The sequence below is a fragment of the Mycobacterium sp. ABE4_509 genome (assembly GCF_056160785.1).
The window spans coordinates 14,512-28,249 of sequence record NZ_JBSWXU010000063.1; the positions used below are offsets into that span (position 1 = coordinate 14,512).

General features: G+C 68.3%; 14 protein-coding genes. 3 read left to right on the forward strand and 11 right to left on the reverse strand.

The window, feature by feature from the left end:
• Positions 1-3 precede the first annotated feature (3 nt).
• The 4 genes from ACXAID_RS14945 to lepA form a co-directional block, all read right to left on the reverse strand.
• On the reverse strand, positions 4-1,620 hold the full coding sequence (locus tag ACXAID_RS14945) for an inorganic phosphate transporter (protein WP_475022988.1): 1,617 nt from the start codon (positions 1,618-1,620) through the stop codon (positions 4-6).
• 68 nt (positions 1,621-1,688) lie between these two features.
• Entirely contained in the window at positions 1,689-2,393 is a 705-nt protein-coding gene (locus ACXAID_RS14950; protein WP_475022990.1) for a sensor domain-containing protein, read from the reverse strand.
• Positions 2,394-2,425: 32 nt separating this feature from the next.
• Positions 2,426-3,169 (reverse strand): sensor domain-containing protein, encoded by a 744-nt coding sequence (locus ACXAID_RS14955; RefSeq protein WP_475022991.1) that lies wholly within the window; start codon positions 3,167-3,169, stop codon positions 2,426-2,428.
• Between the two features lie 86 nt (positions 3,170-3,255).
• Positions 3,256-5,202 (reverse strand): translation elongation factor 4, encoded by a 1,947-nt coding sequence (gene lepA / locus ACXAID_RS14960; RefSeq protein ID WP_475022992.1) that lies wholly within the window; start codon positions 5,200-5,202, stop codon positions 3,256-3,258.
• A 35-nt stretch (positions 5,203-5,237) separates the two neighbouring features.
• On the opposite strand from lepA, the gene ACXAID_RS14965 reads away from it, so the two are divergent.
• On the forward strand, positions 5,238-5,801 hold the full coding sequence (locus ACXAID_RS14965; RefSeq protein ID WP_475022993.1) for a type II toxin-antitoxin system PemK/MazF family toxin: 564 nt from the start codon (positions 5,238-5,240) through the stop codon (positions 5,799-5,801).
• Position 5,802: 1 nt separating this feature from the next.
• Here ACXAID_RS14965 and ACXAID_RS14970 read toward each other — a convergent pair whose 3' ends face one another.
• Both ACXAID_RS14970 and ACXAID_RS14975 read right to left on the reverse strand, forming a co-directional pair.
• Positions 5,803-6,414, reverse strand: coding sequence for a GNAT family N-acetyltransferase (locus ACXAID_RS14970; protein WP_475022994.1), 612 nt, complete (start codon positions 6,412-6,414; stop codon positions 5,803-5,805).
• A 4-nt stretch (positions 6,415-6,418) separates the two neighbouring features.
• Positions 6,419-6,847 carry a CBS domain-containing protein gene (locus tag ACXAID_RS14975; protein WP_475022995.1) on the reverse strand — a complete coding sequence of 143 codons (429 nt, stop codon included), beginning with the start codon at positions 6,845-6,847 and terminating at the stop codon, positions 6,419-6,421.
• Positions 6,848-6,955: 108 nt separating this feature from the next.
• Here ACXAID_RS14975 and ACXAID_RS14980 point away from each other — a divergent pair, with 108 nt between their 5' ends.
• A complete protein-coding gene (locus ACXAID_RS14980; protein ID WP_475022996.1) occupies positions 6,956-7,807 on the forward strand; it encodes a ribonuclease Z in 852 nt (283 codons plus the stop codon).
• 3 nt (positions 7,808-7,810) lie between these two features.
• Here the strand turns inward: ACXAID_RS14980 and ACXAID_RS14985 are convergent, their stop codons facing one another.
• From ACXAID_RS14985 to ACXAID_RS14995, 3 genes are read right to left on the reverse strand one after another with little or no spacing between them, the layout of a single operon-like run.
• The gene (locus tag ACXAID_RS14985) at positions 7,811-8,650 is read right to left on the reverse strand and encodes a transglutaminase family protein (protein WP_475022997.1); all 840 of its coding nucleotides are present in this window, start codon (positions 8,648-8,650) and stop codon (positions 7,811-7,813) included.
• The gene (locus tag ACXAID_RS14990) at positions 8,651-9,625 is read right to left on the reverse strand and encodes an alpha-E domain-containing protein (protein WP_475022998.1); all 975 of its coding nucleotides are present in this window, start codon (positions 9,623-9,625) and stop codon (positions 8,651-8,653) included.
• A 14-nt stretch (positions 9,626-9,639) separates the two neighbouring features.
• Complete coding sequence (locus tag ACXAID_RS14995; RefSeq protein WP_475022999.1) at positions 9,640-11,406, reverse strand: circularly permuted type 2 ATP-grasp protein; 1,767 nt, start codon at positions 11,404-11,406, stop codon at positions 9,640-9,642.
• Positions 11,407-11,542: 136 nt separating this feature from the next.
• Between ACXAID_RS14995 and rpsT the strand changes: the two genes are divergently transcribed.
• Entirely contained in the window at positions 11,543-11,803 is a 261-nt protein-coding gene (gene rpsT / locus ACXAID_RS15000; RefSeq protein ID WP_475023000.1) for a 30S ribosomal protein S20, read from the forward strand.
• 48 nt (positions 11,804-11,851) lie between these two features.
• Here the strand turns inward: rpsT and holA are convergent, their stop codons facing one another.
• Entirely contained in the window at positions 11,852-12,802 is a 951-nt protein-coding gene (holA, locus tag ACXAID_RS15005; RefSeq protein ID WP_475023005.1) for a DNA polymerase III subunit delta, read from the reverse strand.
• Between the two features lie 8 nt (positions 12,803-12,810).
• Positions 12,811-13,738, reverse strand: a 928-nt coding sequence (locus tag ACXAID_RS15010; protein ID WP_475023001.1) for a ComEC/Rec2 family competence protein, incomplete at its 5' end; no start/stop codon positions are given.

A 13,738-nucleotide genomic window follows, 5' to 3' on the forward strand; every position in this document is an offset into this window, starting at 1 on the left:
CTCCTAGAAGATCGCGCGCAGCCCCACCACGCCGACGGCACCGAGAATGGCCGCCGCCGGCAGGGTGATCACCCACGCCAGCGCGATCGGCTTCATCAGGTTCCAGTTGGTGGCGCGGTTGACCATGCCCACACCGAGCACGGCGCCGATCAGGATGTGGGTGCTCGACACCGGTAGGCCCATCACGCTGGCACCCATCACGACCGCAGCCGCCGACAGTTCCGCCGAGAAGCCCGACGCCGGATGCATCTTCGTCAGGTTCGTACCGACCGTGGCGATGACCTTGCGCCCGATGAACCACAGCCCGGCGACCAACGCGACGCCGAAGGCCAGCATCGCCGCCGGCGGCACGGAGGCTTCACTTTCGATGTCGCCGTTGCGCAGCACGTCCAGGATGGCGGCGAACGGACCGATGGCGTTGGCGATGTCGTTGCTGCCGTGGCTGAACGCGAAGCCCGACGCGGTGAACACCTGCATCCAGCTGAACATCAGGAACGTCGATCGGGGCAGCGATTCGCCCTTGAGCGTCTTGGCGAAGATGAAGGTCGCCATCCAGACCGCCGCGCCGATCATGCCGATGATGAAGTAGTTGTTCATCGTGCTCAGGCCCAGGTGCATGTTCTTGAGGCCCTTGAACAGCAGCATCGCCGAGATGATCATCGCGCCGAACGCCGCCACCAGCGGCACCCAGGTCTGCAGCGCCTTGAACGCGTCCACCGACTTGGCCTTGGCGTCGATGTCGTGCAGTTCCCGGTAGTAGTCGCTTTCCAGCTCGTCGGCGTCGAAGTCGCCCCGGTTGGCCGCCACCGCGTCACGGGCCAGCGCGCCGGTGTAGGCGATCTGCTGGATCTCGGAGAGCCGCTCGAAGGCCTGCTTGTGCCGGTTGCGGTGTTCGATGCGCTCCTTGCGGATCTCCACCAGCTTGGCGTCGGCTTCGTCGTTGTAGGTCAGGATGTGGCGTTTGATCGTCCCGTAGAGGAGGTAGGCCACCGCCCCGCCGAGCACCGGCGACAGCACCCAGGAGATCGCGATCTGACCGATCTGGTCCCACTGCACCATGTCCAGCGCCGAGCCGCCCTGGCCGGTGACGAATCCGAGCATCAGCGCGGCACCGACGATGCCGCCGATGATGGAGTGCGTGGTCGACACCGGGTAGCCCATGCGGGTGGCGAACAGCAGCCAGAACGCGGCGGCGAACAGTGCGGCCATCATGATGAACACGAAGTCCATCGGCGAGATCTGCACGATCGCCAGGTCGACGATGCCGCTGCGGATGGTGTCGGTGACCTCGCCGCCGGCGATGACGGCGCCGCTGACCTCGAAGATCGCGGCGACGAGCAGCGCCTGCTTCATGGTCAGGGTGCCGGCGCCGACGCTGGTGCCGAACGAGTTGGCCACATCGTTGCCGCCGATGTTGAAGGCCATGAACATGCCCAGCACGGTGGCGGTGATCAGGATGACCTTGCTCGCGGAGCTGTCCACGTAGCCGAATGACCACCAGGTGAACGCGCCGAAAGCCACGGCGAGCATCAGCCCGAATGTGAGGTGCCAGTTGCGGTCGTTGCCCAGGAACACCGTTTCGGCTGGTGTGGGCGGCGATGAGGTCGACGGTTGAGCCACGGGCGGAAAGTTATTCCCGCTAGGAAATCAAACAGAACCCGCGCGGTGAACCACCGGTGAACGGACCACTACTTCGTGGCGTTGTCGACCATGGATCGCACGATCTCGGCGGCCTCGTCACCGATCGCGTAGCCGCACGCCCAGGCCTCCACCGTCACGTTGGCGACCAGCGACAACGCGTGCTGGCAGGCCCAGCCGTCGGCGCCCTCCTGGGTGGTCATCTGGGTGATCAGGCTGCTGTCGATCTCGACGTCGCCCAGCGCCCACAGGTAGTCGCCGTCGCCCACGGCGATCGCGGAGTTCGCGCACTCCTCCCAGATCGCCGTGGACTCGTCGACGAAGGCCTGAGCATTCTCGGCCTCGGGGTACAGCACCGCGGTCTGCTCGACCCAGTGCTCGTTGTCGTCGTCGGGTTCACGCGCCACCTGGTCACGCACCGCTGTCCAGCCATAGCCCGCATACACGGGGTCCTCGGCCCCGTAGATCGCGCCCAGGCAGTAGGGATCCGACACCTCGTCGGCATGATCGGTCATCTCGTCGAGCTCACTGGTCACCGTCATCTGAGTGGAACCGATGATGCCGTTGAGCTCACCGATGCTCAGCAACACACCGTCGAGCTGAGCCTCGGTCAGCGGCGCCGCGCCGAGCGGGCCGGTGGCCTGACCACGCACCGGGGTGCCGTCCACCGTCGAGACGCAGCCGATCACCAGGGCCGACGCCGCGACCACGGTGCCCGCCGCCCAGACCCGACCGACCGCGATGCGCTGCGCCACCCCGTGATTGTCCCGCACCGAGCACGACCGCGTCACCGCTGTGCGGCGATGCCGTCCAGGACCAGCGCTGTGACGGCGCCCGCAGCACCGGTGTCCGCGTCGGGGCGTGGGTCGAGGATCTCCACGTCGACGATGCAGTCCGCGGCCACCCCGAGGGCACGCAGCGCGGTCGGCGCCTCCACGCCGGCCGAGGCGTGCAGCACCGTCGCCGACACCACGCTGTCGGTGAAGGCGACATCGTTGACGCGGCTGAGCTCGCCGGGTGCGGCGCCCGGCCGGTGCAGCGTGACGGTCTGTCCGTTGCAGCGCACCCACCGCTCGGCGGTCGCCGCGAAGAACTCCCGCGCGGCGGCCGGGCTGCCCATCTGCACCACACTGATGTTCGCCGAGACCGGGGCGGCGTCGAATGCACCGCCGGACCAGGACGCGCTGGCCACCGACAGCACCGGGTTGTCCTGATAGGCCAGCTCTTGGAGCCGGTAGGGGGCGCTGACGCACTCGGCGGGCATCACCTGGGCGTCGGCGACGCTGCGCAGCAGCAGGTCGGGTCCACCCTCCACGGCGGGAGCCATGAGCGCATCGGGCCCGGTTCCCAACGTCGCCGACAGCTGGTCGGCCGCCGGCAGGAAACCGCCGAGCGGGACCGGCACCGGGGCCGGCGCCGGCTGTGCGGCAGGCGCGATCTGCACGGTGGGACGGTCGTCGGCCGGCGCGCTGGAACAGCCCGCGAGCGCGAGGCAGGCACCGGCGGCGATCACCGCGGATTTCATGGCCATCTGCCTCTCCCGTCGAAACGCGTCACTTGCGTAACACTTCGATAGCACGTCGCGCGCCGCGGCGCGACCGATCGGGCGAAGCCGGTTTACTTCTTCGGCTTGTCGGCCGAGGACGAATCGGTCGACAACGCGGCGACGAAAGCCTCCTGCGGCACGTCGACCCGGCCGATCGTCTTCATCCGCTTCTTGCCCTCTTTCTGCTTCTCCAGCAGCTTGCGCTTACGGGAGATGTCGCCGCCGTAGCACTTGGAGAGCACGTCCTTGCGGATCGCGCGGATGTTCTCCCGGGCGATGATCTTCGACCCGATCGCGGCCTGCACCGGCACCTCGTACTGCTGGCGCGGGATCAGCTCTTTGAGCTTGGTGGTCATCTTGTTGCCGTAGGCGAACGCCCCGTCCTTGTGCACGATCGCGCTGAACGCGTCGACCGCCTCGCCCTGCAGCAGGATGTCGACCTTGACCAGATCGGACTCCTGCTCGCCGGCGTCCTCGTAGTCCAGGCTGGCGTAGCCACGGGTGCGTGACTTCAGCGAGTCGAAGAAGTCGAAGATGATCTCGCCGAGCGGCAGCGTGTAGCGCAACTCGACACGTTCGGGCGACAGGTAGTCCATGCCGCCCAGATCGCCGCGCCGGGACTGGCACAGCTCCATGATCGAGCCGATGAACTCGCTGGGCGCGATGATCGTCGTCTTGACCACCGGCTCGAACACCGTGCGGACCTTGCCCTCGGGCCAGTCCGACGGGTTGGTGACCGTCAGCTCGGTTTCGTCGTCCTTGATGACGCGGTAGACGACGTTCGGCGAGGTCGAGATCAGGTCCAGGCCGAACTCGCGCTCGAGGCGTTCGCGGGTGATCTCCATGTGCAGCAGGCCCAGGAAGCCGCACCGGAAACCGAAGCCCAGCGCCACCGAGGTCTCCGGCTCGTAGGTCAGCGCCGCGTCGTTGAGCTGCAGCTTGTCCAGCGCGTCACGCAGATCGGGATAGTCCGACCCGTCGACCGGATACAGACCCGAGTACACCATCGGCTTGGGCTCGCGGTAGCCGGTCAGCGGCTTGTCGGCGCCGCCGCGCGCGGTGGTCACGGTGTCACCGACCTTCGACTGGCGCACATCCTTGACCCCGGTGATCAGGTAGCCGACCTCCCCGACGCCGAGGCCGTCGGAGGCCTTCGGTTCGGGCGAGACGATGCCCACCTCGAGCAGCTCGTGGGTGGCGCCGGTGGACATCATCTTGATCCGCTCGCGCGGCACGATCTTGCCGTCGACGACGCGGATGTAGGTCACCACGCCGCGGTAGGTGTCATAGACCGAGTCGAAGATCATCGCCCGCGCCGGCGCGTCGGCTTCCCCGGTGGGCGCCGGCACCTGGCGAACCACCTCGTCGAGCAGCTCGGCGACCCCTTCACCGGTCTTGCCCGACACCCGCAGCACATCGGTGGGCTCACAGCCGATGATGTGCGCCAACTCCGCGGCGTAGCGGTCCGGGTCGGCGGCCGGCAGGTCGATCTTGTTGAGCACCGGGATGATCACCAGGTCGCGGTCCAGGGCCAGATACAGGTTCGCCAGCGTCTGCGCCTCGATGCCCTGCGCGGCGTCGACCAGCAACACCGCCCCCTCGCAGGCCTCCAGCGCGCGCGACACCTCGTAGGTGAAGTCGACATGGCCGGGGGTGTCGATCAGGTGCAGCACGTAGTCGCCCTGCCGGTCGCCGTCGCTGATCTGCCAGGGCAACCGCACGTTCTGCGCCTTGATGGTGATGCCGCGCTCCCGCTCGATGTCCATCCGGTCGAGGTACTGCGCCCGCATCGAGCGCTCGTCGACGACACCGGTGAGCTGCAGCATCCGGTCGGCCAGCGTGGACTTGCCGTGGTCGATGTGGGCGATGATGCAGAAGTTCCGAATCTGCGCCGGCGCGGTGAAGGTCTTGTCGGCGAAGCTGCTGATGGGAATCTCCTGGTGAGCGGGCGGCTGTCGGCATCGAATCGACAGGTGAAGACCCGTCCAGAGTATCGAGCGCAGGCCCCGGCGACACAATCGAGCCGTCGGCTCACCGCCTATGCTTGGCGGCTATGACGTCGTATCTGAAGACGTTGCAGCGGTTCCTGGTCAAGAGCACCGAGAACCTGGTGTTCAACGAGGCCCCGAAACGCATCCAGCAGGGTCTGCGCGCCGGCCGGGACGCCCTGATCACCGCGCAGAACGGCCCCGCCCCCGCGCTACCCGCCGGGCGTCCGGTGTCGGCCAACTTCGCGCCCACCGCGCACCGGGCCCGCCGGATCGCCTACTCCCCCGACCTGGACGGCCGCGCCGACCCCGGCGAGATCGTCTGGACCTGGGTGGTCTACGAAGACGACCCCACCCGCGGCAAGGACCGCCCCGTCCTGGTCGTCGGCCGGGACCGCAGCGTGCTGCTCGGGCTGATGCTGTCCAGCCAGGATCATCACAGCGAGGACCCCAACTGGATCGGCATCGGCACCGGCACCTGGGACTACGACGGCCGCGCCAGCTGGGTGCGGCTGGACCGGGTGCTCGACGTCCCCGAGGAGGGCATCCGGCGCGAGGGCGCCATCCTGGAGCGCGAGATCTTCGACCTGGTCGCCGCCCGGTTGCGCGCCGAATATTCCTGGAGCTGAGCTAGCCGGCCGGACGCCACATCCGCCAGATCGTGGGACCACCGCCCGGCAGCACCAACTCTCCGGTGACGTCGAACCCGTAGCGCATGTAGTAGGCCAAGTTGGATTCCTTGGTCGACTCCAGGTAGCAGGGGGCACCCTCGGCGTCGCAGCGGGTCAGCCGGGACATCATCAACTCTTTGCCGAAGCCCGCCCCGCGGACCTGGGGATCGCTGCCGATCACCCCCAGATACCAGTGTGGTTCTTCGGGGTGGTGGCGTTTCATCAGCTCCGAGACCGCCATCCCGCGCCCGGCGTGGCGGCCCAGCGCCAGCAGCAGGCCGGGCATCATCCGCAGCTCCTCGGACTGGGTCTGGCGCCACCGGCCCGGCGGAGCCCACAGCGCCGCCGCGCCGACCTCACCCACCCGGTGAGCCACCTCGACGCCGCCGCCGGCCAGATAGTGGTGCCGGACCATCGCGGCGAACACCCGGGGCAACGCCCCGGCACGGCGCTTGTCCTCGGGCAGCATCCACATCATCACCGGATCGTCGAAGAACGCCCGGCCGAGGATTCGCGACAGCGCGGGCACGTCGTGCTTCTGCGCGGCGTCGACCGCGATGGTGGACCGCATCCGATCAGCCCTGGGTGATGTAGGCCTGCAGGCGCTGCTGTTCGCTCTCGAGTTCTTCCATCCGGGTCTTGACCACATCACCGATGCTCACGATCCCGGCCAGCCGACCGTCGACCACCACCGGGACATGGCGGACCCGGTTGCGGGTCATCAACGCGCTCAGACTGTCGACCGTGTCGTCCGGGGAGCAGGTCGCCACCATCGCGGTCATGATCTCCGACACCGGGCGGTGCAGCAGCTCACCGCCCACCTCGTGCAGCTTGCGCACCACGTCCCGCTCGGACACGATGCCCAGCAGGCCGTCCGGCGAGACCACCACCATGGCCCCGATGTTGTGCACCGACAGTTCGGTCAGCAGCCCGGCCACCGACGTCTCCGGGGTGATGGTCGCCACCGTCGCGCCCTTGCTGCGCAACACGTCGGATATCCGCATGGCCCGCTCCCTCGTCACTCACCGCACCCTCCAGGCTAGGCAATAACTCGCTGCGAAATCGGCGTTTCCGGCACTCTGCAACGCGCCGGACAGGGTTAGGTGACACCCATGATCGAAGTGACCCTGCTCGGCACCGGAAGCCCCATCCCCGACGCTCGCCGCGCGGGTCCGTCGACGCTCGTGCGCGCCGGTGACCAGATCTTCCTCGTCGACTGCGGCCGAGGCGTGTTGATGCGGACCGCCGCGCTGGGGGTGGCCCCCACCGCGATCACCGCGCTGTTGATCACCCACCTGCACAGCGACCACATCGCCGATCTGGGTGACGTGCTGATCAGCCGGTGGGTGGCGAACTTCGCCCCGAACCAGCCGCCGCTGCCGATCATCGGACCACCCGGAATCGCCGAGGTCGTCGAGAACACACTGCGGGCCTTCGGCCCCGACATCGGATACCGCATCGCCCACCACGCCGACCTGACGACGCCGCCGCCGGTGGAGGTCGAGGAGGTCACCGAGGGGGTGGTGTGGGGCCGCGACGGCGTCGCGATCACGGTGGGCCCGACCGATCACCGCCCGGTCGCGCCCACCATCGGTTTCCGTATCGAGCACCATGGCGCGTCGGTGGTGCTCGCCGGCGACACGGTGCCTTGCCCCGGACTCGACCACCTCGCCGAAGGGGCCGGAGCCCTGGTGCACACGGTGATCCGCAAGGACCTCGTCGACGCGATGCCGATGCAGCGGATCCGCGACATCTGCGACTACCACTCCACCGTCGAGCAGGCCGCCGACACAGCGGCCAGAGCCGGCGTCGGAATCCTGATCCTCACCCACTACGTCCCGCCGATCCAGCCCGGCCAGGAAGATGACTGGCGCGCGCTGGCCGCCGCGGTGTTCGACCGCCAGATCGAGATCGGCGACGACCTGCACCGAGTCGAGGTCCACCCCGGCGTCGGCACGGGATAGCCGCTACGCCAGCCGGGTGATCTCCACGACGACGTCGAGGTCGGTGGACCCCTCACCCGAGTAGATGCCCTTCAGCGGGGTGACGTCGGCGTAGTCTCGGCCCACACCGACGCTGATGTACTGCTCGGTGATCCCGGTGTCGTTGGTCGGGTCGTAGTTCCACCACTCGCCGGTCCATGCCTGAATCCAGGCGTGGCTCTGACCGTCAACGGTGTCGCCCACCTTGGCCTTGTGCTTCGGGTGCAGGTAGCCCGACACATAGCGGGACGGGATCCCCATGCCGCGCAACAACATCAAGGTGAGATGGGCGTAGTCCTGGCAGACGCCCTTACCTTCGCGCAGCGCCTCCACCCCGGAGGTGTGCACCCCGGTGGTGCCCGGTACGTACTGGAGTTCGTCCTGCACCCAGCGCACCGCCTCGATGACCGCATCGACCGGCTCGTGGTACTTGGCGATGCGGCGGCCCACCCGCTCGATGCGCTTGCTCGCCGGGACGTAGTGCGTCGGTGAGAGCACCTCGTCGTAGCGGTCGATGACGGCCTCGGTGCCCAGTTCGTCCCAGGATATCGACTCGGCGGGGGCGTCGGGTTTCTCGGTCTCCACCACCGACGAGGCCGTGACCTCCAACTCGGTGTGCGGGGCGTGCAGGTCGAACGACGTCACCGCGGTACCCCAGTAGTCGACGTAGCGGTAAGACCTTGTCGCCGGGTCGGTTTCGACCCGGTTGAGGATCACGTTCTGCCGGTTGTCAGATCGCGGCGTCAGGCGTGCCTCGTTGAACGAGGCGGTGACCGGCGACTTGTACGCGTAGCCCGTCGCGTGCACCACACGCATCCGCCACATCTAAATCTCTCCTTCTTCGATCACCAACGCATTGCGACCGGCATCGGTCCACGCCACCCACGGGGCGGAGTGGAAGTATTGCAGGGCCAACGACTCTCCGACGTCGAAGCACGTCTTCTGCAACCCGGCGAGTCGCACCTCCAGGTCGTCGAGCACCGCCCCCGGCTGCAGGAACTCCAGCTCGCTTCGCGCCCGGCCCAGCAGCCGCTGGGCCTCTGCGGTGGCGCCGAGCCGGCCGTGCGGACGGTTGAGCAGTTCGTCGAGACTGTGCTCGGCGAGTTTGAGCGAGTAGAAGATCGACCGCGGGAAAAGCCGGTCCAGCAGCATGAACTCGACGACCCGCGCCGCGTCCAGCGCGCCGCGGTAGGTGCGCAGGTAGGTGTCGTGCGCACCGGCACAGCGCAGCACGGTGACCCAGGCCGGCGACGAGGCGGTGTCACCCACCCGGGACAACAGCAGCCGCACCGTCATGTCCACCCGCTCGACCGCACGGCCGAGCACCATGAACCGGTAGCCGTCGTCGCGGCTGAGCGTCGAGTCGGCCAGTCCGGCGAACATCGCCGCCCTGCCCTCCACGAAGGACAGGAACTCGTGCGGTCCCAGCCGCTTGGCCGCGCGCTCCCGTTCGGCCAGCGCGTTGTAGGTGGTGTTCAGACACTCCCACATCTCGGTCGAGGTCACTTCCCTTGCCCCGCGGGCATTCTCACGGGCGGCCGAGATGGCCTCGACAATCGAGCAGCCCCCGTAGGTGTCCCGGCTGAACGCCACGATGTCGGTCAGCGACCAGACGTCGAGCTCCTCGTCGGGCGGCTCGATCCCGAGGACCCGCAGCAGGGTGCGCGAGGCCTGGTCGGGATCGACACTGGCGTCCTCGAGCAGCTGATGCACCGTCACATCGAGAATGCGGGCGGTGTCGTCGGCGCGTTCGACGTAGCGACCGATCCAGTACAGCGATTCCGCGTTGCGTGCCAGCATCGTCGTCCACCTCCCTACTGTTGCTGCTGCCGTTGCTGCATCTGGTTCTGCTGCTGCTGTTGCTGCTGATTCGGCGGCGTTTCGAGGACCTCGTTTTTGGGGGGCTTCCCGTTTCTGGCGGTCTTTCCGTTCTTCGCGGCGCCGGCCTTGGCGCCACCGGCCTTGGCGGTGGTCGGCAACGCCCGCACCACCTCGTCGCCGGCCAGCTCCCGGTCGGCCCCCGACGTGCGCGAGGCCAGCACCCAGGTGTCCTTGGAACCGCCACCCTGACTGGAGTTCACCACCAGCGAGCCCTCCGGCAGCGCCACGCGGGTCAGCCCGCCCGGCAGCACCCAGACGTCGTCACCGTCGTTGACCGCGAACGGACGCAGGTCGACGTGGCGAGGCGCCAGGTGACTGTCGACCTGGGTGGGCACCGTGGACAACTGCATCACGGGCTGGGCGATCCAGCCGCGGGGATCGTTGGTGATCTTCTTGGTGATCGTGGCCAGCTCCTTTTCCGAGGCGTCAGGCCCGAACACGATGCCGTAGCCGCCGGAGCCCTCCACCGGTTTGATGACCAGTTCGTCCACCCGGTCGAGGACCTCTTCACGTTCCTCGTCGAGCCAGCACCGGAAGGTGTCCACGTTGGCCAGCAGCGGCTTCTCACCGAGGTAGTACTCGATGATCGTGGGGACGTAGGTGTAGACGAGCTTGTCGTCGCCGACACCGTTGCCGACCGCGCTGGAGATCACCACATTGCCGGCGCGGGCGGCGTTGAGGATGCCGGCCACCCCGAGCACCGAGTCCGGTTTGAACTGCATCGGATCGAGGAAGTCGTCATCGATACGCCGGTAGATGACGTCGACCTGACGCTCACCTTCGGTGGTGCGCATGTAGACGGTGTTGTCCCGGCAGAACAGGTCACGACCCTCGACGAGTTCCACGCCCATCTGCCGCGCCAGCAGCGAGTGTTCGAAGTAGGCCGAGTTGTACACGCCCGGAGTGAGGACCACGACCGTGGGATCGGCGACGTTGTTGGCCGCGGCGTTGCGCAACGCCCGCAGCAGATGCGATGAGTAGTCACCCACCGCGCGCACCCGGTGCGTGGCGAAAAGATCCGGGAACACCCGCGCCATCGTGCGCCGGTTCTCCATCACGTAGGACACGCCCGACGGTGAGCGCAGGTTGTCCTCGAGCACCCGGAAGTTGCCCTGGTCGTCGCGGATCAGGTCGATCCCGGCGACGTGAATCCGCACCCCGTTGGGCGGCACGATCCCGACCGCCTCGCGGTGGAAGTGCTCGCACGAGGTCACCAGACGGCGCGGGATGACGCCGTCACGCAGGATCTCCTGCTCGCCGTAGATGTCGTCGAGGTACATCTCCAGGGCCTTCACCCGCTGGCGGATGCCCCGCTCGAGGCGGGTCCATTCCGCGGCGGAGATCACCCGCGGGACCAGATCCAGCGGGAAGGGCCGCTCCTGCCCCGACAGCGAGAACGTGATGCCCTGGTCGATGAACGCGCGCCCGAGCGCTTCCGAACGCGCCTCGAGCTCCGACGCGTCGGACGGGGCGAGTTCGGAGTGGATCCCCTTGTAGGGCACCCGGACGTGGCCCTGGCCGTCGAACATCTCGTCGAACGCCTGGGCGTACGAGCCGAGCTTGTTGTATCCACCGAAGACGCCGTCGTGCCGTTTCACCGGTTTGGAGTTACTGCGTGCAGTTCGTGCCGTCTCCGTCGCCAAGTGTCCTCTGCTCCTCCCTCGCGCTGTGCCGAGCGCACAACTGCCATGCTGCAACATTTCCGCCGTTTCGGCAGGCTGCTAGGTCTCGCTTTGGGAGATTTCTGGCCTCACTGGTAACCTGAACAGTCGCTGCCCGGCACGGGCACCCCCATGACTTAAGCAACCCAGTCGAGATTTACGAAGGAATACACGCGTGGCCAACATCAAGTCGCAGGAGAAGCGGAACCGTACCAACGAGCGCCGCCGTCTCCGCAACAAGTCGGTGAAGTCGTCGCTTCACACGGCCGTGCGCGGGTTCCGTTCGGCTGTGGAAGCCGGCGACAAGGAGAAGGCAGGCAAGCTGCTGATGGCTACCAGCCGCAAGCTGGACAAGGCCGCCAGCAAGGGTGTCATCCACCGCAACCAGGCCGCCAACCGCAAGTCCGCCCTGGCCCAGGCCTACAACAAGATCTAATCGCCGACCAGCTCCGGTACGTCTAGTCGCTCACCAGCTCCGGGCCATCTAGTCGCTCACCAGCTCCGCGACACCGCGGACCGCCTTTTCCAGCGCGTAGTCCGCGTCGGCCGCAGCCCCTTTGACGTCAGCGTTCAGCTGGGCCACCAGCCGAACGGCCTCGGCCACCGAATCCCGCGACCAGCGGCGGGCCTGCTTCTGCGCTTTCTGCACCCGCCAAGGCGGCATCCCCAACTCGCCGGCCAGCCCGTACGCGTCCCCGGACAGAGGCCCCACCCGCGCGATGGTGTGCACCGCCTCGGCCAGCGCGTCGGCGAGCACCACATGCGGCTCGCCGCCGATCATCGCCCACCGCAGCGCCTCGGCCGCCCCGGCGACATCGCCGACCACCGCCCGATCAGCGATCTCGAATCCCTTCACCTCGGCGCGGCCGGAGTGATACTTGCGCACCGCCGCGGCGTCGACCTGACCGTCGGTGTCGGCGACCAGCTGTGAACACGCAGAAGCCAGCTCACGGATGTCGGATCCGATCGCATCCAGCACCGCGGCGACCGTGTCGTCACCGACCTTGACCCGCAGTGAACGAAACTCCTTGCGCACAAAGTCGGCCCGTTCCGAGGCTTTGGTGATGCGGGCACAGGGGTGTACCTCGGCGCCGAGTTTCTTCAATTTGTCGGCCAGGGCCTTGGCGCGCCCACCGCCGGAGTGCACCACGACCAGCAACGTGCCCTCCGGCAGGTCGGCCGCGGCGGACTCGATGACCGAGACCGCCTCCTTGCCGGCCTCACCGGCCGATTCGAGCACGACCACCCGCTCGTCGGCGAACAGCGACGGGCTCAGCAGTTCGGCCAGCTCGCTCACACCGACCTCGCCGGCGCGTAGCCGGTCGACGGGCACCTCCTGGGTGCCGGCCGCCTTGCGCGCCTGCCGCAGCACCGCGCCCACCGCCCGCTCCACCAGAAGCTCCTCGTCGCCGAGGATCAGATGCAGGCCGGTCAGCGTGTCACTCACCGCACGATCGTGTCACGCCGCCCCGACAGCGCCCAATGCCATGCCACCGCGACGAGCGAGGCTGCGATCGCGACGGTGATCACCCCGGCCAGGCCGGTGGGCACCGGGACCGACGCTGCGGGCAGGTCTGCGGCGTACCGGGCCACCGTCAGCAGCCACCACACCTCCGGGCCGGTGAACCGGATCAGCAGTTCGGCCCCAGCGGGCCACAGCGGGCACAATGCCGCCGCCGCGGTGCCGAGGACGGTGATCGGCGGGATCACCGGTGCGACGAGCAGGTTGGCCACCACCCCGACCAGGCTCACCGAACCGGAGATGGCGGCCACCAGCGGCGCGGTGACCAGTTGGGCGGCGAGCGCGACGCTGACAGCATCGGCCAGCGGCCGGGGCCAGCCCCGACCGGTCAGCATGGCCGACCAGGCGGGAGCGATGAGCACCAAAGCGGCCGTGGCCGACACCGACAACGCGAATCCGGCGTCGACCGCCAACTCGGGTGCGGCGATCATCAGCGCCACCACGGCGGCAGCCAGCGCGGGCAGCGCTTGTCGTCGCCGTCGCGACAACACCGCCAGCAGCGTGATCGCGCCCATCACCGCGGCGCGCAGCACACTTGCCGACGGCTGCACCACCACGACGAACCCGAGCAGCGCCAGCGCGGCCAGCAGGACCGCGCTTCGCGGGCCCAGCACCGCGGCCGACAGCAGAACGGCGCCGCAGACGATCGTCACGTTGGCCCCGGACACCGCGGTCAGATGGGTCAGGCCCGCCGTCCGGAACCGTTGGGTCACCTGTGCGGGTACCGCCGAGGTGTCCCCCAGCACCAGCGCCGGCAGGACCGCGGCCTCGTCGGCCGGCAACACCAGCCGCGACGCCCGGGCGAACCCGGCACGCACGTGGTGCGCCGCCCGGTGCACGGGTGCGGGT

Coding starts and splice junctions, on each gene's coding strand:
- ACXAID_RS14990 (WP_475022998.1), bottom strand. CDS start 9,625: ATGCTGGCACGCAACGCGGAATCGCTGTACTGGATCGGTCGCTACGTC.
- ACXAID_RS14965 (WP_475022993.1), top strand. CDS start 5,238: ATGACGTCGTATCTGAAGACGTTGCAGCGGTTCCTGGTCAAGAGCACC.
- ACXAID_RS14985 (WP_475022997.1), bottom strand. CDS start 8,650: ATGTGGCGGATGCGTGTGGTGCACGCGACGGGCTACGCGTACAAGTCG.
- ACXAID_RS14975 (WP_475022995.1), bottom strand. CDS start 6,847: ATGCGGATATCCGACGTGTTGCGCAGCAAGGGCGCGACGGTGGCGACC.
- ACXAID_RS14970 (WP_475022994.1), bottom strand. CDS start 6,414: ATGCGGTCCACCATCGCGGTCGACGCCGCGCAGAAGCACGACGTGCCC.
- ACXAID_RS14980 (WP_475022996.1), top strand. CDS start 6,956: ATGATCGAAGTGACCCTGCTCGGCACCGGAAGCCCCATCCCCGACGCT.
- ACXAID_RS14955 (WP_475022991.1), bottom strand. CDS start 3,169: ATGGCCATGAAATCCGCGGTGATCGCCGCCGGTGCCTGCCTCGCGCTC.
- ACXAID_RS14995 (WP_475022999.1), bottom strand. CDS start 11,406: ATGTTGCAGCATGGCAGTTGTGCGCTCGGCACAGCGCGAGGGAGGAGC.